Source organism: Paraburkholderia caffeinilytica (genome assembly GCF_046030355.1).
Taxonomy (GTDB): domain Bacteria; phylum Pseudomonadota; class Gammaproteobacteria; order Burkholderiales; family Burkholderiaceae; genus Paraburkholderia; species Paraburkholderia caffeinilytica_B.
Genome location: NZ_JAQQCQ010000005.1, coordinates 115,936 through 136,557, shown reverse-complemented (window position 1 = coordinate 136,557; position 20,622 = coordinate 115,936). Strand labels below are relative to the sequence as shown.

19 protein-coding genes are annotated in these 20,622 nt (G+C 60.6%); 9 read left to right on the top strand and 10 right to left on the bottom strand.

From position 1 onward, the window contains the following. Positions 1-85: 85 nt before the first annotated feature. Entirely contained in the window at positions 86-2,359 is a 2,274-nt protein-coding gene (locus tag PQQ95_RS09785) for a xanthine dehydrogenase family protein molybdopterin-binding subunit (RefSeq protein ID WP_408437182.1), read from the bottom strand. Continuing rightward, entirely contained in the window at positions 2,360-2,893 is a 534-nt protein-coding gene (locus tag PQQ95_RS09780; RefSeq protein WP_408437181.1) for a (2Fe-2S)-binding protein, read from the bottom strand. 150 nt (positions 2,894-3,043) lie between these two features. Between PQQ95_RS09780 and PQQ95_RS09775 the strand changes: the two genes are divergently transcribed. Next, on the top strand, positions 3,044-3,940 hold the full coding sequence (locus tag PQQ95_RS09775) for a LysR substrate-binding domain-containing protein (protein ID WP_408437180.1): 897 nt from the start codon (positions 3,044-3,046) through the stop codon (positions 3,938-3,940). A 96-nt stretch (positions 3,941-4,036) separates the two neighbouring features. On the opposite strand, the gene PQQ95_RS09770 is transcribed toward PQQ95_RS09775, so the two are convergent. After that, positions 4,037-4,966 carry a LysR substrate-binding domain-containing protein gene (locus tag PQQ95_RS09770; RefSeq protein ID WP_408437179.1) on the bottom strand — a complete coding sequence of 310 codons (930 nt, stop codon included), beginning with the start codon at positions 4,964-4,966 and terminating at the stop codon, positions 4,037-4,039. Between the two features lie 242 nt (positions 4,967-5,208). Here PQQ95_RS09770 and PQQ95_RS09765 point away from each other — a divergent pair, with 242 nt between their 5' ends. The 8 genes from PQQ95_RS09765 (at position 5,209) to PQQ95_RS09730 (ending at position 14,141) form a co-directional block, all read left to right on the top strand. After that, on the top strand, positions 5,209-6,174 hold the full coding sequence (locus PQQ95_RS09765; protein WP_408437178.1) for an amidohydrolase family protein: 966 nt from the start codon (positions 5,209-5,211) through the stop codon (positions 6,172-6,174). Further along, entirely contained in the window at positions 6,174-7,100 is a 927-nt protein-coding gene (locus PQQ95_RS09760) for an amidohydrolase family protein (RefSeq protein ID WP_408437177.1), read from the top strand. The genes PQQ95_RS09765 and PQQ95_RS09760 overlap by 1 nt, the downstream gene beginning before the upstream one ends. Positions 7,101-7,208: 108 nt before the next feature. Further along, on the top strand, positions 7,209-8,606 hold the full coding sequence (locus tag PQQ95_RS09755; protein ID WP_408437176.1) for a UbiD family decarboxylase: 1,398 nt from the start codon (positions 7,209-7,211) through the stop codon (positions 8,604-8,606). Beyond that, positions 8,603-9,217, top strand: a complete 615-nt coding sequence (locus tag PQQ95_RS09750; RefSeq protein ID WP_408437175.1) for a UbiX family flavin prenyltransferase — start codon at positions 8,603-8,605, stop codon at positions 9,215-9,217. The genes PQQ95_RS09755 and PQQ95_RS09750 overlap by 4 nt, the downstream gene beginning before the upstream one ends. Positions 9,218-9,267: 50 nt before the next feature. Further along, on the top strand, positions 9,268-10,377 hold the full coding sequence (locus tag PQQ95_RS09745; protein ID WP_408437174.1) for a CobW family GTP-binding protein: 1,110 nt from the start codon (positions 9,268-9,270) through the stop codon (positions 10,375-10,377). A 151-nt stretch (positions 10,378-10,528) separates the two neighbouring features. Next, positions 10,529-11,878 carry a nucleobase:cation symporter-2 family protein gene (locus PQQ95_RS09740; RefSeq protein WP_408437173.1) on the top strand — a complete coding sequence of 450 codons (1,350 nt, stop codon included), beginning with the start codon at positions 10,529-10,531 and terminating at the stop codon, positions 11,876-11,878. 100 nt (positions 11,879-11,978) lie between these two features. Continuing rightward, on the top strand, positions 11,979-13,367 hold the full coding sequence (locus PQQ95_RS09735) for an isoxanthopterin deaminase (protein ID WP_408437455.1): 1,389 nt from the start codon (positions 11,979-11,981) through the stop codon (positions 13,365-13,367). 42 nt (positions 13,368-13,409) lie between these two features. Next, complete coding sequence (locus PQQ95_RS09730) at positions 13,410-14,141, top strand: maleate cis-trans isomerase family protein (RefSeq protein ID WP_408437172.1); 732 nt, start codon at positions 13,410-13,412, stop codon at positions 14,139-14,141. Positions 14,142-14,216: 75 nt separating this feature from the next. Here the strand turns inward: PQQ95_RS09730 and cyoD are convergent, their stop codons facing one another. The 7 genes from cyoD to PQQ95_RS09695 all read right to left on the bottom strand — a co-directional run bounded on the left by cyoD (position 14,217) and on the right by PQQ95_RS09695 (position 20,432). Beyond that, the gene (gene cyoD, locus PQQ95_RS09725) at positions 14,217-14,549 is read right to left on the bottom strand and encodes a cytochrome o ubiquinol oxidase subunit IV (protein ID WP_408437171.1); all 333 of its coding nucleotides are present in this window, start codon (positions 14,547-14,549) and stop codon (positions 14,217-14,219) included. Then, complete coding sequence (cyoC, locus tag PQQ95_RS09720; RefSeq protein ID WP_408437170.1) at positions 14,550-15,158, bottom strand: cytochrome o ubiquinol oxidase subunit III; 609 nt, start codon at positions 15,156-15,158, stop codon at positions 14,550-14,552. After that, positions 15,158-17,167, bottom strand: coding sequence for a cytochrome o ubiquinol oxidase subunit I (gene cyoB, locus PQQ95_RS09715; RefSeq protein ID WP_408437169.1), 2,010 nt, complete (start codon positions 17,165-17,167; stop codon positions 15,158-15,160). Before cyoB ends, cyoC begins: the two co-directional genes overlap by 1 nt. A 3-nt stretch (positions 17,168-17,170) precedes the next feature. After that, positions 17,171-18,064 (bottom strand): ubiquinol oxidase subunit II, encoded by an 894-nt coding sequence (gene cyoA / locus PQQ95_RS09710; RefSeq protein ID WP_408437168.1) that lies wholly within the window; start codon positions 18,062-18,064, stop codon positions 17,171-17,173. Positions 18,065-18,367: 303 nt separating this feature from the next. Further along, positions 18,368-18,814, bottom strand: a complete 447-nt coding sequence (locus tag PQQ95_RS09705) for a PPC domain-containing DNA-binding protein (RefSeq protein ID WP_408437167.1) — start codon at positions 18,812-18,814, stop codon at positions 18,368-18,370. Continuing rightward, the gene (locus tag PQQ95_RS09700) at positions 18,811-19,344 is read right to left on the bottom strand and encodes a hypothetical protein (protein ID WP_408437166.1); all 534 of its coding nucleotides are present in this window, start codon (positions 19,342-19,344) and stop codon (positions 18,811-18,813) included. Before PQQ95_RS09700 ends, PQQ95_RS09705 begins: the two co-directional genes overlap by 4 nt. Before the next feature lie 188 nt (positions 19,345-19,532). After that, on the bottom strand, positions 19,533-20,432 hold the full coding sequence (locus PQQ95_RS09695) for a LysR family transcriptional regulator (protein WP_408437165.1): 900 nt from the start codon (positions 20,430-20,432) through the stop codon (positions 19,533-19,535). Between the last annotated feature and the right edge of the window lie 190 nt (positions 20,433-20,622).

Genomic DNA, 20,622 nt, shown 5'->3' with positions numbered 1-20,622 from the left:
ACATGACAAAACGCATACTGCACGTGGTCAGCAACGTCGCCAAGCTCTCGCTGCAACGCTCAGGAATTGAGCCGTCGCTACGCGCTCAAGTCTTTACTTTCGCGCCGACCCTTCCATTCTTCCCCAACCCGTCCAACGCAAACGGCGTATCCCTCAACCTCCGCCCCGTCAACCTGAACACCGCATTAGCCACGGCCGGCGCGACCGAAGGGCTCGACAACTCCCCTACGCCGCCCGGTTTAGCCGGATCGCCCTGCACGATCCGGATATCAACCTCCGGCATATCACTCATGCGCATCACGCGATACGTATCGAAGTTCTTCTGCTCGATTTGACCGTGACGAATATCGATGCGATCCGCCGTCGCATGTCCTAGTCCCCACATCAGCCCGCCATACAATTGCTCTTCAACGCCACCCGGCGATACGGCCAATCCGCAATCGGCCACACAGGTCAGCTTCTCAATCACAACCGCATCGCCCTTCTTCACGACCCGCGCTACAACCGCCACATAGCTGCTATACGCCTGATTCGTCGCCACGCCCAACGCCGTCCCCGCAGGCAACGGCTGACCCCATCCCGCCCGCTCCGCCGCCTCGCGCAACACGGCCTTGTGCCGCGCGTCTTTCATATACGCAAGCCGGAACTCAACCGGATCGCGCTGCGCGGCATGCGCAGCCTCATCCATGAAAGACTCCACCGCGAACACGTTCGGGATATAACTCACCGCGCGATACCAACCCGTCGGCACACCGGTTTCATGACGCACCCAACCAAGATCGACGTGCGGCGCATCGTAAGCGAACTCGTATTTGCTAATCGCTTCGGTGGTGCTGTAGTCCATCCGGTCCGGACGATCGAAATAACCCGGCTCCCATTGTTCCGGCGAAGCAGGCATCACCGCGCGCAACTGCAACGTGGTGAGATTGCCATGCGCGTCGAATGCGGCTTTAGCGCGGTGATAACTCGCCGAGTGATAGAAGAGCGCACGCATTTCATCTTCGCGGCTGTTCATCAGCTTGACCGGTTTGCCAACTTTCAACGCAAGCCATGTCACTTCGAATAACCAGTACTTCGATTCGCGCGAGCCGAAGCTGCCACCCGAGACAAGCTCATGCAACACAACGCGCTCTGCAGGAATCCCACCGATCACCTCAGCCGCTTCCTGCACAGTGGACGGCACTTGCAAACCACCCCAGTACTCAATGCGCCCGTCTTTCGCCCAGGCAGTGACATTGATCGGCTCAAGTGCGTTTTGCGCCTTATAGGGCATCGAGTACGACGCCTCGATCACGCGCGCACCATGTGGCCATGCGGTCTTCGCATCGCCGGTTTGAATCGTCGGCACAACATGCGCGACAGGATCGTCGAGCCACGCGGCCTGACGGGCGGCGAGCGTACTGCTGTCGAAGGTTTCCAGCGGACTGTCTTCCCATTCGACCTTCAGCGCCGCCTGACCTTGATGCGCCGACCAATAGTCATCGGCCAGCACGGCAACGCCCGCCTGATTGCCGCCGAGAATGTCGGGACGCCCCGGAATCTGCAATACCTGCCGCACACCCGGCACGGCCAATGTGGCTTTCGCATCGACGCTCCGCACACGCGCGTCGATCACCGGCGCACGCGTGACGACCGCCACCAGCATCCCCGGCAACGATACGTCGATGCTGTACGGAAACGCGCCTCTCGCTTTCAGATCGGCGCCACGTTTTCTCTGGAGCTTGCCGATGTATTTGAACTGCGACGGGTCTTTCAACGCGACATCTTTCGGCGCTGGCAATTGCGCCGCTACGCTCGCCAGCGAGCCGTAGTTCGCACGTTTGCCGCTGGTCTTATCGATTACGAAACCGCTTTCTGTTGTGAGCGCTGAGGGTGACACGTTCCATTGTTTCGCGCCAGCGGCAATCAACATCGCACGTGCGGTCGCGCCGGCGCGTCGCAAGCGCTCATATTCGAGCGAGACGCTCGTACTGCCGCCTGTCGAAAATACTTTCCACAGCGGATGAATATAGTCGCCGTAAAACGGATTCTCCGGCGTAATCACCTCCACGCGAAACGGATCGACATCGAGTTCTTCAGCGACGACCGCAGCCAATGCGGTACGCGTTCCCGTGCCGGAGTCGTGCTTATGAACCACGAGTTTGATCGTGTCGTCAGGCAGCACGCGGACCCATGCGTTCGGTTCGAACTCGCCGGCCTGCGGTTTCGGATTGCCGCTTACATCGGCGTCTTTCGCGAAAGCCTCGGGCAATTGAAAACCGATTGCGAGTCCCGAAGCCAACAATGCCGAACTCTGTTTGATGAAACGCCGACGCGCTGCGCCGTGTGCGCTGTTCAGCGCTTGCTTGTCGTGGCGCATTCAAGCCTCCTCTTTCGCGGAGGTGGTGGCGCACGCGGAAGCGCGAATGGATTCGACCCACGTGATCGACGCATGCGCCGGGTCGCCGGAAGCAGCGCGCTTGATCGCCTTGCGAATGCGCGAATAGGTGCCACAGCGGCAGATATTGCCCGACATGGCCGTCGCGATGGTTTCGTCGTTGACGGTCGGTTTGTCCTTCAGAAACGAGGCCGCCTGCATCAACTGACCGGACTGACAGTAACCGCACTGCGGCACGTCTTCCGCCACCCACGCGAGTTGCAGCGGATGCGTACCATCTTTCGACAATCCTTCGATCGTCGTGATGCGCTTGCCCGCCACCGCAGCAACCGGCAACAAACAGGAGCGCACGGCCTCGCCTTCCAGATGCACCGTACACGCGCCGCAAAAGCCGCCGCCACAGCCGAATTTCGTCCCGGTCAATTTGAGCCGGTCGCGCAACACCCACAACAGGGGCATGTCTTCCGGTACATTGTCGAGCGAGTGCCGCGTGTCGTTGACCACGATCTCGATCATGCGTGTCTCCTGAATGTTGTTGTGCAGCGCGGCGTGAAGTGCAGTGGAATGGCTGCCACCAGGGCCGCGTGCTTGCGGCCATTATTGAAAGCCGATAAGCACAACGCCAGCGACGATTTCTTCCATCACCCGTAAGTCCGGCTAACACCCATGTTGAAGCGCTACCCCTCCATCCAGTCGATGCAAGCGTTCCTGCAAGCGGCGCGCGGCGGCAGCTTTTCGAGCGCGGCCCGCCAGTTGTCGCTCACGCATAGCGCAATCAGCCAGCAGATCCGCACGCTCGAAGAATTCGTCGGTCAGCCGTTATTCGTGCGCGAAGGCGGCCGCGTGGTGCTGACGGACGCGGGCGTGCTGTTCGCGAATCAGTTGGCGGATGGCTTCGAGCAGATCGATCGCGCGTTGTCGTCGGTGAAAGAGCGCACGGTCAAGCAGTCGATCACGCTCGATGTCGATCCCGAACTCGCGCAGAGCTGGCTGGTCACGCGCTTGCCCGCACTACTCGATGCGTTGACCGGCACGTCGTTGACGGTGCTGTCCACGCCGCGCCATGAGCGCAGCGCGTTCGAGCGCGTGGATATTGCATTGCGATACGGGTATGGAGAATGGGAAGGTTTCGAGAACGCGCTGATTTGCGGCGACCGATTGACTGTCATGGCTTCGCCCGCGCTTCTTGAAGCGCGCGGGCTGAGCCTGCCGCTCACACCCGAACAGGTGCTGGATTTGCCGCTGCTCGGCTATACGAAACGCTCGTGGATTCCATGGCTCACCGCGGCAGGCATGGCCGCCGTCGAACCGGATGCGGTCGCCGTGTTCGACAATGCCGCCGGGTTGATTGCAGCGGCAAGCGCAGGCGTGGGCGCGGGTTTGGCGCGCGGGCTGCTTGCGGCGGACGCGCGGCGCGAGGGGCGTCTGGTCGAACTCACGCAAGTTGAGATTCCGACGCATTACAACCTGTATGCGGTGTGGCCGCGGGAGAAAGCGGCGCGCGTGGCGCCGCTGATCGAGGTGATTCGCGAACTGGTCGCGCAGACAGTCGGCGCGCGTTAGCGCTTACCGCCTGCGGCGTCCTTTGCGTCCTTCGCGCCGTTGCTCGTGCTCATTCTCACGCCTCATGCCTCGCGCAAACGATCAAAACCGCCCGCGTTACCGCGCCCCACCCTGTGCGTCCATGTTGACGCTAGCGTCCGCGTTCAAGCTAGCGGCCACCTCCCGCACGGTATCGAGAAACAGCGACAGCACCGGCGACGCGTCCTCAGCACGATAGCGTGCATGCAGCGACACCTCCGGACACGGCGCAGCCAGCGGCACGAACGCCACACCACCGGTCGTCAATTGTCGTGCGGACGAAGGCAATAACGCCACGCCCAGCCCTTCACGCACCAGACACAACAGCGTATGCACCTCGACCACCTCCTGTTCGATCTGTGGTGTAAACCCTGCCTCGACGCAACAATCCTGCAGAAAGCGCGCAAGCTGCGACTGCTGCAAACCGAACGACACAAACCGCTCCGTCTCCAACTCGCGCAACGCGATCTCCCCACGCGCGGCAAGCCGATGTCCTAACGGCAGCGCCACCACCGCCGATTCGCGCATCACGACCTCACTGCGAATCTCCGGGTCCTCATGCGACACGCGGAAGAAGCACACATCCAGGCGCCGCTCCTTGAGCGCGAGAATCTGCGCAGCGGGTGTCATCTCATGCAGCGTCCATCGCACTTGCGGATGCTTCTCCGCAAATACCCGTAGCGCGCGCGGAATCGGCTCGACCATCGCGGAGCTGATGATGCCGATCTCGAGACTGCCCACTTCGCCACGCCCCGCGCAACGCGTCAGATCGATCGCGCGTTCGAACTGCGCGAAGATCAGCGGCACCTGCTCCTTAAGTGTTTTCCCTGCGTCAGTGAGTTCGACACGGTGCTGCGAGCGCATGAACAACGCGGTGCCCATCTCCTCTTCAAGGATGCGAATCTGCTGACTCAGCGGCGGCTGCGAAATGTGCAGCCGCGCGGCTGCCCGGCCGAAATGCAGTTCGTCGGCAAGTACCGCGAAGTAACGCAACAACCGGATGTCCATATCGGGAACGTATCAAGATCGTGGTTAAAAAATATTGTACAGAGCGTTTTTATCTTGTGAGACTGCATCGCAAGCAGCAGTGCACATCAGTGTGACACTCGATGCCGGCGAGGGGAAGGCGCACAAAAATGGCGCCTTGCAAAGGGCCGCATGGGCAAGCCTGTCTGGGCTCCGTTCCATCGATGCGCCTGCCCGCGATCCGGCAACTGGATACACCAGTTCCTCTCAAGGAGATCGAGTACATGATCATCGACACCAGCTGTTATCCGACCAATCTGGTCGACCTCGCCTGGCGCCACGACGGCGAGCCCTTTACCGGTGAGCGTCTGATCGCAACGATGGACGGCCCGTACCTCATCAACGGCAAGCCGCGTCGCATCGACAAGGCTTTCATTCAGCCGCCGCAAGGCAACACGATCTATACGTGGACCGACGGCAACCGCTCGGGCCGCGAATCGATCGACGACTACATGGCGTACACCGTCGAAATGACGCAGAAGTACCCGGACCGTCTGATCGGTTGTTTCGTCTACAACCCGCGTTGCGGCCCGGAGAACGGCGCCGAGGCGATCGAGTTCTATGCGAAGGAACACGGCTTCAAGATGGTGCAGTTGCAGGCCAACATGCATGCGTATCGTCCCGACCGCGCGCTCGACTGGCTGCGCCCTGCCTTGCGCAAATGCGCGGACCTCGGCCTGCTCGTGAAGCTGCACACCGGCGACGGCCCGTACAGCATTCCGAGCGAATGGTATCCGCTGATTCGCGAATTCCCGTCGGTGAATTTCATCATGGCGCACTTCGGCGTGCAGACGGGTGGCGTGTATTGCTTCGAGCCGTATCAAATGGCGCTCGATACGCCGAACGTGTACTGCGAATCGAGCTGGTGCCTGCAATCGCGGATCGTCGAATTCGCGAAGGTGCTGCCCACGCACAAGATTCTCTACGGTTCCGACACGCCGCCGAACGAGCCGGGCATGTGGCTGCGTTTGCTCGAAGTGTTGTGTCACGAGCCGCCGCAAGGCCTGAATCTCGACGAAGACACGCTCGAGGATTACCTCGGCAACAACCTCGCGCGCATGATCGGCATTGAGCCGAGCGCGCCGCCGAGAAGCGTCGAGGAAGCGCAAGCCTATCTGAAACACCATGCCGGCGCGTCGCACCAGCACGCCGCCCAGGCATCTCAAGCAGCCTACGCAGGAGCCCGCTGATGATCATCGATACCCATCTGCACCCGACCAATCTCGTCGACGAAGCGTGGCGCCACACCGGCGAGCCGTTCACCGGCGAACGTCTGCTGAAGATGATGGACGGTCCGTACATCATCAACGGCAAGCCGCGCCGTATCGACATGGGCTTCATTCAGCCGCCGCCGGGCAACACCGGCTATCGCGACGGCAATCGCCGCGGCCGTGAAGGCATTCGCGATTACATGTCGTATATCGCCGAGTTGACGCAGAAGTACCCGGATCGTTTTATCGGCAACTTCACGTACAACCCGCGTTGGGGTCCGGAAAACGGTGCAGCCGAACTCGAATTCCACGTGAAGGAGTACGGCTTCAAGATGCTCAAGCTGCACGCGAACATGCACGGTTATCGGCCGGATCGCGCGCTCGACTGGCTGCGTCCCGCAATGAAGAAGTGCGCGGAGCTCGGCGTGGTGGTGCTGATTCACACCGGCGACGGACCGTACACGATTCCGACGCAGTTCTATCCGATCATCCGCGAATTCCCGATGGTGAATTTCATCATTGGCCACTTCGGGATTCAAACGGGCGGCAACTACTCGTTCGAAGCGTTCTGGATGGCGATGGATACGCCGAACGTGTATTGCGAATCGGGCTGGTGCTATCAGTCGCGCATCGTCGAATTCGCGCGTGAACTGCCGCGCAACAAGATCGTGTTCGGCACCGATTCGCCGCCGAACGAGCCGGGCATGTGGCTGCGCGAACTCGAAATGTTGTGCGGACCGGCGCCGCAAGGCATGAATCTGGACGAGGACGGTCTCGAAGACTATATGGGCAACAACATCGCCCGTCTGGTCGGTATCGAGCCGACCAGGCCGCCGAAAGATCTCGCCGAAGCGGAAAAGCGTTTGAAGGCGACCTACGTAAATGACGTAACGCAGCCTGCTTAACGCGCTCAACGTTTGGCGCTTGCTGCAGGGCAGGCGCGGCTAACGACTAACGCCGCGCCTGCCAGCCCCGACAGTCCGCTTTCGTTATCGCTTTCGACGGAGTTCACTATGGCGGATAACCTCTTCCGCTCCACGCAGGATTTTCATCGCTTTGCCCTTGCGTATCGCGAGCAGTTTCCCGACGACGTATTGACCATCAAGCAGCCCGTGGCCGCGGATCAGGACGTCACCGCTATCGTGGCCGAATTGGCCGCACGCGGACGGCATGAGATGCTGATCTGCGAAAAGGTCGATGGCATTGCAACACCGCTGGTCACCAATTTTTTTGCTTCACGCACGCGCATTGGCCGCCTGTTCGACGTCGATGCGTCGGGCCTATTCGACGCTTACCAACAGCGTGCGAATGCGCCTATCGCGCCGGTTTTCGTTCCGACCGGTCCCATTCTCGATCAGGTTATCGAAGGCGACGCCGTCGATCTCGCGCAACTGCCGATGATCCGCCACTTCGATACCGATCGGGGCCCGTATATCACCAACGCGGTGATCGTCGCCGAAGATCCGGTGACGGGTGTCGCGAACCTCAGCTATCACCGTTCGATGCGCCATGCCCGCAATGCGCTGGCAACCAGCCTGCATTCGCGCGGCCACCTCTGGCGCATGCTGCAAACCGCCAAAGCGCGGGGCGACACGTTGAAGGTCGCGATGGTGATCGGCGCGCATCCATTGTTCATGCTGGCCGCCGCGGCGCGCGTGCCTTTCGGTACAGACGAACGCGCGATTGCTGGGGGACTGTTCGGTGCGCCGCTGGAGTTGGTGCGCACGCCGCGATACGGAATCGGCGTACCCGCTTCCGCCGAATTTGTTCTGGAAGGCACGATCGATCCCGACGCTCATGCAGAAGAAGGGCCGTTCGGCGAGTTCACCGGCTATTCGTCGGACCGCTCGACCAACAACGTGCTGCGCGTCGACACAATGATGCGGCGCAACGATGCGTGGCTCGTCGATGTTGTCGGCGGTCCATATGCCGAGCATCTGACGCTGGCACGCTTGCCGCGCGAAGCGGAAATGAGCGAGAAGCTGAAGGCACGTTTTCCTTCCGTCACTGCGCTGCACTATCCGAACTCGGGTACCCACTTTCACTGCTACGTCGCACTGAATCAGACACGCGACGGCGAAGCGCGCCAGATCATGCTCGCGCTGCTCGGCTGGGACCCGTATCTGAAGAACGTGGTGGCGGTGGATAGCGATATCGACATCACCAACGATTCGCAGGTGTTGTGGGCCATCGCCACGCATTTCCAGCCGCATCAGGATGTGTTTATCGTCGACGGTTTGCCGGGCAGTCCGCTCGATCCCTCTTCGTCCGCCGCGGGTACCACGTCGCGCATGGGTATCGATGCGACACGCGGTTCTCACTTCGACGGCATTCGCGCGAAGATCAGCGAGAGCGCCATGCAACACGCCGTCGATATCCTGGCCCGCGCCAGCGCCGGAGCCCAATCATGATCCCGCGGCGACTGGTAGTCGGCATCAGCGGCGCGTCCGGTTTCACGTACGGCGTGCGCCTGCTGCAATTGCTGCGTGAACTCGGCATCGAAACGCATCTGACCGTCTCGCGCAGCGCCATGCTGACGATGACGCACGAAACCGACTACAAGTTCGCCGAAGTCAGCGCGCTCGCCAGCTTCACTTACCGTTGCGACGACATGGCCGCGGCGATCTCCAGCGGCTCGTTCCGTTCGCTGGGCATGATCGTCGCGCCCTGTTCGATGAAGACGCTTGCCGAAATTGCCAGCGGCATGTCGTCGAGCCTGATCTCGCGCGCCGCCGACGTCACGTTGAAAGAGCGCCGCCCCCTGGTGCTGCTGGCGCGCGAAACCCCGTACACGCTGGCGCATCTGCGCAACATGATCGCCGTCACCGAAATGGGCGCGATCGTCGCTCCGCCTGTGCCGGCGTTTTACGCGCGCCCTGTTTCCCTCGACCAGATGATCGATCACACACTGGGCCGCGTGCTCGATCTGTTCGGCCTCGAGGCGAGCACCGTCAAACGCTGGCGAGAGCAGGACACCGCAACCGAGATCGACACGCAAACCCTCGCACCGCATATCGCCTGACGAGTAGAACCGCACGAACCGCAGCACGAACGAAGAAACGGAGATGAGCCATGAATCACATTCACACCACCCACAACGAAATCGAGAAAATCCCCGTCACGGTGCTGACCGGTTTTCTCGGCGCCGGCAAAACGACGCTGCTCAACTACATCCTGCGCGAGAAACACGGCCGCAAGATCGCGGTGATCGAAAACGAGTTCGGCGAGATCGGTATCGACGGTGGCCTGGTGCTCGAATCGACCGAAGAGATCTACGAGATGACCAACGGCTGCGTGTGCTGCGTCGGCGCGGTGCGCGAGGACCTGGTGCGAATCGTGCGCATGCTGGTGGAAAGGCCGGACCGGCTCGATCACATCATCGTCGAAACGAGTGGGCTCGCCGATCCGTATCCGGTCGCGCAAACTTTCTTTCTCGACGATCCGATCGCGAAACAGGTGACCTTGGATGCGGTCGTCACGATGGTGGACGCCAAGCACATCGCCGCGCATCTGGACGATCTGGTGCTCGACGGCAGCGACAACCAGGCAGTCGATCAAATCGTTTGCGCGGACCGTATCGTGATCAATAAAGTCGATCTGGTGAACGCGGAGGATGTCGCTTCACTGACCCAGCGCATTCGCGGCTTGAACGCGACGGCCGAGATCGTCGAATCGAGCTACGCCCAGATCGATCTCGACAGGATTCTCGGCGTTGGTGCGAATGAATTCTCGCAGATTCTCGTGGAGACGGATGGTTTGCAAGAAGTCGAGCACGACCACGCGCATCACCACGACGAGCACGAAGCACACGAAGCACATCACGATCATGAACACGCCCATCATGACGACGATCACGACGACCATCAGCACGACGAAAGCGTGTCCTCAGTTGGCATCGAAGTCGATGCGGACATCGATCTCGACGCGCTGCAAGTCTGGCTCACCGAGTTGCGCCAGTCCGACGCCACCAACCTGTTCCGTATGAAAGGCATTCTCGCTTTGCAAGGCCAATCGCACCGCTATGTGCTGCAAGGCGTGCATAACGTGATCGAACTTCGCGCGGCGCAGGTGTGGGGCACTGAACCACGCTCGTGCCGCATTGTATTCATCGGACGCGATCTCGATCGCGCCGCGCTGACCGACCGCTTCCATGCCTGTCTTGCCGTGCCGATGATGGCCTGACGGGAGATTCGGCCGGCGCGCGACGTGATGCTGCACAGCGAAGCCGTGCGGTGCGTTCCGGCCAGAAACCGAAAATCGCTGTGCTGCGACTGGAGCAAACCCTGAAGCACTCACTCCGGCCGACAGCTTTGCGTGACAAAGGAGACACGTCATGAACACCGCCATACACCCCGTCGATCGGATTCTGCCGAAGCGCCAGATGATCACGCTCGGCTTGCAGCACATGCTAGTGGCTTACATCGGCGCGATTGCTGTTCCATTGATTGTCGCGTCGGCGCTGAAGATGTCACCGGCCGATACCACCGTGCTCATCAGCACGGCGCTGTTTTGCTCCGGCATCTCGACGATTCTGCAGACCGTCGGCGTCTGGAAGTTCGGCGTGCGGCTGCCGATTCTGCAAGGCGTCGCGTTCAGCAGCGTCGGGCCGGTCATCGCGATCGGCCTGAGCCCGGGCGTCGGCTTCGCCGGTGTGTGCGGCGCGGTGATCGGCGCGGGTCTCTTCACGATGTTCGCGGCGCCCCTGGTGGGACGCTTACGAAGGTTCTTTCCACCTGTGGTGACCGGCTGCATCGTGACCGTGATCGGCTTGCAACTGTTCCCCGTTGCGTATCAATGGGCCGGGGGCGGCGAAGCGGCACAGCAGCAATTTGGTGCGTTACCCTTCCTGAGCGTCACGCTATTCGTCGCCCTGGTGATTCTCGGGATCAACCGCTTTGCCGGCCCGTTCCTGCGCAATCTCTCCGTGCTGATCGGCCTGATTGCGGGCGGCATTCTGGCGTGCGCCCTCGGCATGGGCAATTTTGCGAGCGTGGGTGCGGCGCCATGGTTCACGCTGCCGATGCCGTTCCACTTCGGCACACCCGTGTTTTCGCTGGTGCCGGTGTTGACGATGATCGTCGTGATGGTGGTGCAGATGGTCGAATCGATGGGGCTGTTTGTCGCCATCGGTGACATCGTCGATAAAGACGTGAGTGAGGAAGACGTGGTGCGCGGCATGCGTGCGAATGGTCTTGCCAGCGCGATTGCCGGCATGTTCGCGGCGTTCCCCTTCATCGCCTTCATGGAAAACGTCGGCCTCGTGATCCTGACCGGCGTGCGCAGCCGCTGGGTGGTAGCGATCAGCGGCGTGCTGATGTGTGTGGTGGCGCTGGTGCCGAAGATCGGCGCGGTGGTCGCATCGACGCCCGCAGCGGCGCTCGGCGGTGCAGGCATCGCGATGTTCGGTGTGGTGGTGGCAGCCGGCGTGCAAACATTGGCGAAGGTGGACTTCGAAGGCAATCGCTACAACGTGCTGATCGTCGGGTTCACGATTGCCACCGCACTGATTCCGGTGATGGCGCCGCAAGTTTTCAAGCATATGCCCGATTGGACGCAGCCTTTCCTGCATAGCGGCGTGGTGCTGGCGTGCCTGGTGTCGGTCGTGCTGAACGCGGTGTTGAACGGCGCGCACGAAGAAGAAAAAGTCGTCGAAACGCACAGCAACCTGGTGCGCGAATCCTAGTACGCGATTGGCGACCGAGGCAACAGAACGAGCGCGGCCGTTATGCCTCCATGGACAGGCGGCCGCTTCGAAGTATCTGAGAGGACATTGAATCGTGAGCATGCAAACTGAAGCGTTGCTGATCAAGAACCCTGTCGCGGTCATGAGCGGCTTGAGCGGCTTGAGCGGCGATGTAGCGCGTCTCGGCCAGGTCGATCTGCGGATTCGCAACGGCCGTATCGAAGCCATTGCGCCGAACCTGGCGCCGCGCGCCGATGAACGCGTGATCGATGCGCGTTCATGCGTCGTCTATCCGGGCTGGGTGAATACCCATCATCATCTGTTCCAGAATCTGCTGAAGGCGGTGCCGTCCGGCATCAACGCTGACTTGCAAGAATGGCTGGCCGCCGTGCCGTATCCGCGTCTCGCGCGCTTTACGCCAGACCTGGCGCGGGTCGCCGCGCGATTGGGCATGGCCGAGTTGTTGTTGTCCGGCGTGACGACCTGCGCCGATCACCACTACCTGTATCACGCGGACGGCACCACCGAAACCGGTGACCTCTTATTCGACGAAGCGGCCGCGTTCGGCATGCGCTTCGTGCTGTGCCGCGGCGGCGCATTGCAGGCGGCAGGCGATCACCCGGGTTTTTCCAAGGTCGCGCTCAAGCCGGAAACGCTCGATCAAATGCTCGCGGATATCGAACGCCTGAAGTCGCGCTATCACGATGCGGGCGACGCTTCGATGCGTCGCGTCGTCGTTGCACCGACCACGCCGACGTTTTCGCTGCCGCCGGAACTGCTGCCCGAAGTCGCACGCGCGGCGCGGCGCATGGGTTTAAGGCTGCACACGCATCTTTCCGAAACGACGCGCTACGTCGACTTCTGCAAAGAGCGCTTCAACAAACTGCCGGTCGAGTTCGTCGCCGATCACGAATGGCTCGGGCCGGATGTCTGGTTCGCTCACCTCGTGCACCTGCAGCCGAGCGAAATCGCGATGCTTGCGGAAACCGGCAGCGGTTGCGCGCACTGTCCGGTGAGCAATGCGCGTCTGGGCAGCGGCATTGCGCCGGCTCCGCAGATGGCGGCGGCGGGCGTGCCGATGTCGCTGGCGGTGGATGGGGTCGCTTCGAACGAATCCGGCAGCATGACCAATGAAGCGCACTTCGCGTGGTTAGTGCATCGCGCGGCGCATGGTGCGACGGCGACCACCGTCGAAGAGACGATTCATTGGGGCAGCGCGGGCGGCGCAGGCGTACTCGGCCTCGGTGCGGTCGGCACGCTTGAAGTGGGCAAGGCGGCGGACTTCGTGCTTTATGACGTCAGCGATCTGCGCTTCAACGGCTTCCATGATATGGCGGTAGCGCCGGTGACAGCGGGTGAACCCGCCCGGGTTCGCTACAACGTGGTGAACGGTCGCGTTGTGGTGGATAACGGCGTGATTCCGGGTCTCGATCTCGAACGGCTTCGTCATGAGGCCGCCGAGGGCGTGAAGCAACTTCTCGCCGACTAAACCGCTCACGCGGGCCAGCAAGCACCAAAGGAACACGTCGCAATGCAACACAGAAGAATCCGGCTCGGCATTCTCACGCCTTCCTCGAACACGGCCTTGGAGCCGATGACCGCCGCGTTGCTCAGCGAACTACCGCACGTCAGTGCTCACTTTGCGCGCTTCACGGTCACGGAGATCGCGCTATCGGAGCAGGCGCTCGGTCAGTTCGACGCGAGCCGGATTCTGGCAGCCGCGAACCTCCTGGCCGACGCGCGTGTGGATGTGATCGGCTGGAGCGGCACGTCGGCCGGCTGGCTCGGCTTCGAGCGCGATCAGGCGTTGTGCCGCCACATTACCGAAGCGACCGGCATTCCCGCCACGACCTCGGTGCTGGCGCTCAACGAAATCCTCGCTAAAACGGGCGTGCGGCGGTTGGGTTTGGTGTCGCCGTATATCGACGAGGTTCAGCAGCGGATTGTGCGCAACTACGAGAAGCTCGGAATCGAATGTGTTTCGGAACGCCACCTGGGCTTGCAGGACAATTTCAGTTTTGCCGAAGTGCCGGATGCGCAGTTGGCGATCATGATGCGTGAGGCCGCATTCGCACGTCCCGACGCGGTGACGACGTTCTGCACGAATCTGCATGCGGCGCATCTGGTGCGTGCGTTTGAAATGGCGACCGATATTCCTGCGTACGACACGGTAGCCACGGTGGTTTGGAAGGCGTTAAGAATGCTGGGCGTGGATACGACGCCACTCGCAAATTGGGGCAGGCTTTTTACCGACGTGACGTAACGCAGCAGAATCAGGCGTCGCGGCGGCTAGTTGATTTCCGCGCGCGCCGCCCTAACCCTCCATCTCGCACGTAAGTTAGCGTGACATCATGTTCATACTGACGTTGTGCATCACCCACACCGTGCCGCCGATCAGAATGATCGCGGCGACTACGGTATAGCACAGCGCCATCACATTCCACCGTTGTCCGGACGACGTGTTCAGATGCAGGAAGAACACCAGGTGAACAACAATCTGCACAAGCGCGAGCGCAGCCAGCACAAGCATCGCGGAGCGCGGTTCGAGCATGCCATGCATCACCATCCCGAACGATGCCACTGTCAGCACCACGGCCAGCACGAATCCGATGATGTAGCCCGAGAAACTTCCGTGCCCCTCTTCCTCATGAAATGATCGCGTATGAGCCATTTAGAGCACGCTCCCAAGATAAACAAACGAAAACACGCAGATCCACACAATGTCTAGAAAATGCCAGAAGAGACTCAGGCAGGTAAGACGCGTAATCTCGCGCTCGGACATTTCCGGCTTGAGGACAACCTGGACGGCAAGCACGATCATCCAGATGAGACCCATGGCGACGTGTAACCCGTGCGTGCCGACCAAGGTGAAGAACGACGAAAAGAACGCGCTGCGGCCAGGACCCGCACCTTCCGCGATCAGGTGCGAAAACTCCTGCACTTCGAACCAGAGAAACGCCAGACCCAGCACAAACGTGATCGCCAGCCACCCGAGCACAACACCCGACTTGCGCCTGTGCGCCCCAAGCATCGCGAAACCGTAGGTGATACTGCTCAGCAGCAGCAGGGCGGTTTCCAGCGCGACGCCCGGAATATCGAACAGATCTTTACCTGTCGGTCCGCCTGCGAACTGGTGCGACATCACGGCAAACACCGCGAATAGTGACGCGAACAGCACGCAATCGGTCATCAGATAGAGCCAGAACCCGAATACCGAATGGGACGGTGCATGTTCGCTTTCCAGCTCGCTCAGCGCGGCAAGATTGGTTTTCTGCAACATCAGTTGACCTCCGCAGCGGCAAGCCGCTCTTCACGCTTCGTTTCGCTTGCCCTGCCGCCTTTCTCTTCGATCAACCGGACCGTTTCCGCCGAAATGTAATAGCCATCGTTGTTGCCGAAGCTGCGTCCAATCACCGTCGCCATGATGGCGACAAGCGCTGCCACCGCGAGCCACGTGATATGCCAGACCCCGGCGAAGCCGAGCAACAGGCTAAAGATGCCGATAAAGAACCCCGCACTCGTATTCGACGGCATATGAATCTCGCGGTACACCGCGTCCTTGCCGAGGCCCTGCCCCGTTTCCTTCATATGGGTGAACGCGTCGAGTTCATGCACCATCGGGATCGTGGCAAAGTTGTAGACCGGCGGCGGCGACGACGTGGCCCATTCGAGCGTGCGGCCATCCCACGGATCGCCCGTGACATCGCGGTAAGCCGGCAGCTTGCGGTTACGCACGCTGACCACCACCTGCAGAACCTGACAGACCACGCCGAGCGCGATAAACACCACGCCACACGCCGCAACAACCAGCAACGGATGCCACGCCGGGTTGTCATAGTGGTTCAGGCGCCGCGTCATGCCCATGAAGCCAAGCACATAGAGCGGCATGAACGACACATAGAAGCCGACGAACCAGAGCCAGAATGCGGCCTTGCCAAGCTTCTCGTTCAGCTTGATGCCGAACACCTTCGGGAACCAGTAGTGAACGCCGGCCAGATAACCGAACACCACACCGCCGATGATCGCGTTATGGAAATGGGCGATCAGGAACAGGCTGTTATGCAGAACAAAATCGGCGCCGGGAATCGCCATCATCACGCCGGTCATGCCGCCGATCGTGAAGGTGATCATGAAACCGATCGTCCACAGCACCGGGGTGGTGAACTCAAGGCGGCCGCGATAGATCGTGAACAGCCAGTTGAATATCTTCACGCCGGTCGGAATGGCAATGACCATGGTCATAATGCCGAAGAAGGCATTGACGTCCGCGCCGGAACCCATCGTGAAGAAGTGATGCAACCACACGAGGAACGCCAGCACCGTGATCACGCACGTGGCGTAGACCATCGTCTTGTAGCCGAACAGCGGTTTCTTCGCGAAGGTCGCGATCACTTCCGAATAAATCCCGAATGCCGGCAGAACGAGAATGTAGACCTCGGGGTGGCCCCATGCCCAGATCAGGTTCAGATACATCATGGCGTTGCCGCCGCCGTCATTCGTAAAGAAGTGCATGCCGAGGTAGCGGTCCAGGCCGAGCAGCGCGAGCGCAACGGTCAGGATCGGGAACGTCGCCATGATCAGCACGTTCGAGCACAGCGCGGTCCACGTGAACACCGGCATCTTCATCAGCGACATGCCGGGCGCACGCATCCGGATGATGGTGACGAAGAAGTTGATCGCGGTAATCAGCGTGCCGACGCCCGACAACTGCAGACTCCAGATGTAATAGTCCACGCCCACACCCGGACTGAACTGCAGCTCCGAGAGCGGCGGATACGCGAGCCAGCCGACCTGCGCAAACTCGCCGATCACGAGCGACACGTTCATCAGGATCGCGCTAATCGCGGTCATCCAGAAACTGAGGGAATTCAGGAACGGAAACGCCACGTCGCGCGCACCGATCTGCAGCGGCACGATCAGGTTGAAGAGACCTACCATGAGCGCCATCGCCATGAAGAAGATCATGATGACGCCGTGCGCCGTAAAGATCTGATCGTAGTGATGCGGCGGCAGATAGCCCGGTGAGTTAAAGGCGAGCGCCAGTTGCAAACGCATCATGACTGCGTCGGCAAAACCGCGCAGCAGCATCAAAACCGCGACGACGATATACATCACGCCGATCTTCTTGTGATCGACGCTGGTCAGCCATTCGCTCCAAAGCCATTTCCACTTGCCGAACCACGTCAATGCACCGAGCGTGGCCAGGACAACGATCGCCATCACGGCGCCCGCGCCCATAATGATGGGCTGATCGAACGGAATCGCCGAAAGTGTCAGTTTTCCGAACATGTGTTACCCCGTCGTACTGCAATTGCTGTTCCGCAAATCGAGAACGTGGCCGTTGTTGTACTTTGCAATGATGTTGTGGAACAGCTTCGGATCGACCGACGAGAAGTAGCGCACCGGCTCTTTCTCGCTCGGCTGCGCCACGGTGCTGTATTCGTCCATGCCGAGCCGGCCTGACGACGCCTTGACCTTTTCCACCCACGCGTTGAACTGCTCGGGGTTAGTGGCGAGCGCACGGAACTTCATATCGGAGAAGCCTCTGCCGCTGTAATTGGCCGACACGCCCGCGTAATCGCCGGTGTGGTCCGCGATGAGGTGTAGCTGCGTCTGCATGCCTGCCATGGCGTAGATCTGGCTGCCCAGTTGCGGAATGAAGAACGAGTTCATAACCGAGTCGGACGTGATCATGAAGTTAACGGGCGTGCCCACCGGGAAAGCGAGTTGATTGACCGATGCAATGCCGAGATCCGGATAAATGAAGAGCCATTTCCAGTCGAGCGCCACTACTTCGACATTGATCGGTTTCACGGCCGACTCAATGGGCTTGTAGGGATCGAGTTCGTGCGTGGTCTTCCACGTCAGAATGCCGAGGCACAGAATGATGATGGACGGCACCGTCCAGATGACAACCTCGATCGCCGTGGAGTGCGCCCATTTCGGCGCGTACTTCGCACGACGGTTGCTCGCGCGATAACGCCACGCGAACCACAGCGTCATCAGAATGACGGGCACCACGACAATTAACATCGTGAATGTCGCCGTGCCAATCAGCGATTTTTCAGCGGCGCCGATGCTGCCTTTCGGGTCGAGTACGTCGAGATTTCCGCACCCGGACAGACAGGTAGTCAGCGCGGCCACGATAGGTATCGACGCCCGCTTATGGGCTTCTTTTTTCTTCATATTGTCCGGCTTCTCATAGAACTTTCGCCTAAATTCGCTGCGCCCAATGCAACTTGGGACACGCACCCAGCATGCGCATGCCGCAGGATTCTACGAAAGACCGGGGATGCGAATTTTGATCCTGGGTAAGAGAACCGCAGAGAAGCCGTGGTTTTCGGAAAAGATTTGTCAACACCCCAGAAAGTGACTTTCTATGGGGTGTTGGCCGATTCAATCTCCAAACATTTGAATTGGAAATTTCTGTCGAATCACAGGAAGCAGACTTCGTTTCGACGTATGAATTGTTTTATTTTTGATTATTCGTCAAGCACGTTCGGACAGACCGTCGGCGTCCGCGAGCCACTCCTGCAACGTCACCTCCACCGTGATGAACGACAGATTCACCCCGCGTACCACGCGGCCGGCAAACACCTGGCTGTCCGTGCCGGACAGAATCGCGGTGAGTTCCGTCGCGCCTGCCTCGTCACGCCCCGGCACGGCGCACGCGACTTCACCAAACAGTCCCACGATCTCGACGCCCGGTCCCTTGACGATCTGCGTAGCCGACGCGCCGCCCGCGCCGCTCGCCAGGCGCCCGTCAATCAAACTACCGACCGCGCTGCGCACCACCGCGCGGCCGATGCCATATTGTGCGCACAACCGCTCGAGCGATTCGACGATGTCTTCATTCGGTTTCAAGCGTGCGATTACGGTGCGTCCGTAACGGCCCGCTTCGAGTTTGACCTCGGACGAGTTGGATAGCGCATTCATGCTGCACCCTCCACCGTCGGCCCGAACAAGGTGTAGCGCGTTTCCTCGTCGACATACTGTGTGAAGCCACCGTGTGCGAACGCACAGAGCCGCAACACCAGCGGTTCACGGCCCACTTCGAGACGATCGAGAATCACGTGGCCGCCGTGCAGCCGCCCATCGCCGCCGACGAACGCACCGTGGCAATGCAACGCGACGCTGCCCGCGCGATCCTTACCGATCGTTACCGCGCCATGCAGCAACGCGACTTCGTCATTCTCCGTGTTAGGGGTACCGTAGATGTAAGGCCGTTCGCCTTGAGCCGCCTTGATGACCACGTGGTACTGCAACGCACGCGCCGAACCGCTGCAGATCCTGCCGGTCGCGCCGCAGAAACCGTGGTGCATCACCAAGTCGCGCAACACCTTGCCGGCGTTGTATCCACTGGGTATTTCAACGCGCAGTTCGCGCGGCTCCCGCACTACCGTGGCCAGCACCCGTGGGTAAGCGGCTGCGCCAGGATGGCGGAAAGCTTCTGTCTTTGACGTCATGGGAGGGGAAAGTAGATTACGACACCCCTCTTTAGCAACTTCGATGCCATTTGGACACGAAGCGCAAGGTACGCGCCACGGCGGGCGTGAGCTCGTATGAAGAGGCCGACAACAGGCCGACAAGAACGCAACATCTGTCGCGCGCGGTGCTACAGGTGTCGTGCGTGCGCCATGCGGCCGGGTGCCCGCTAACTGGCTGACCGCGTACCGACCAACCCCAATTGCGCGGCGATGTCGACAAACCGTGCCACGCACGGATTCAACGTATCGGGACTCCACACCAGCGCGACGTCGACATAAGGCGCATGCTGCAGCGGCACGAACCTGACATTGTCCGCATGCGTACTGCGCATCGAGCTATGCACAAGCGCAACACCGAGTTGCTGTGCGACGAGATTCACAATGGTCTGCTGGAAATTGGTTTCGAGGCGGATACGCGGTGTAAACCCCGAACGCCGGCAATGCTCCACGATCGTGTTGTAGATGAACGGCGAGGCCGCATGCGGGGAAATGATGAACCAGTCGTCGCGCAACTCGGCAATGGAAATCGCCGCCCGCGTGGCGAGCCGGTGTCCTTCGGGCAGCACGGCGACCAGTTGCTCGCTGAAGATCGTGCGAGTCTCCAGTTCAACCGCCGAATCCGACGGATACATGATGCCCACATCGGCCTTACCGGCGCGGATGTCGGCCACGAGCGTGGTGGGAATGCTTTCGCTGAGTTTCAACTCGACGCGCGGAAACGCCGAGGCATACGCACGCGTTAGCGCCGGCACGATGCTGTACGCGGCGGCGAACATGAAGCCCGCCATCAGCGTGCCCTCCTCGCCGAGGTCGGCGGCACGCGCATGGCCGCGCGCCTGGTCGACGGTGGCCATCACCGTCTTGGCGTCGCGATAGAAACGATGCCCCGCTGCCGAGAGCCGCACGCTGCGGCGCGTGCGATCCAGCAGCACAACGCCCAGTTCCGCCTCCAGCAGCGCGATCTGCCGCGACAGCGGCGGCTGCGAAATATTGAGCAGTGCCGCCGCCCGACCGAAGTGCAAGGTCTCCGCAAGTACGACGAAGTAGCGTAATTGCCTCAGCTCCATGCCTGCCCCAAGTCCGCGAATAGGAATCCGACTGATACCTAACCGGTATCAGTCGTCGCATCATAATGTATTGGAGACTATTAATGAATCGCACTATGCTTGGTTTCGGAGACAAACCGCTGGCAGCTTTTCCGATCCGCCAGGCCACAAGCCAAGCCGATCCTGCCAATCAGATACATAAAGAGAGATG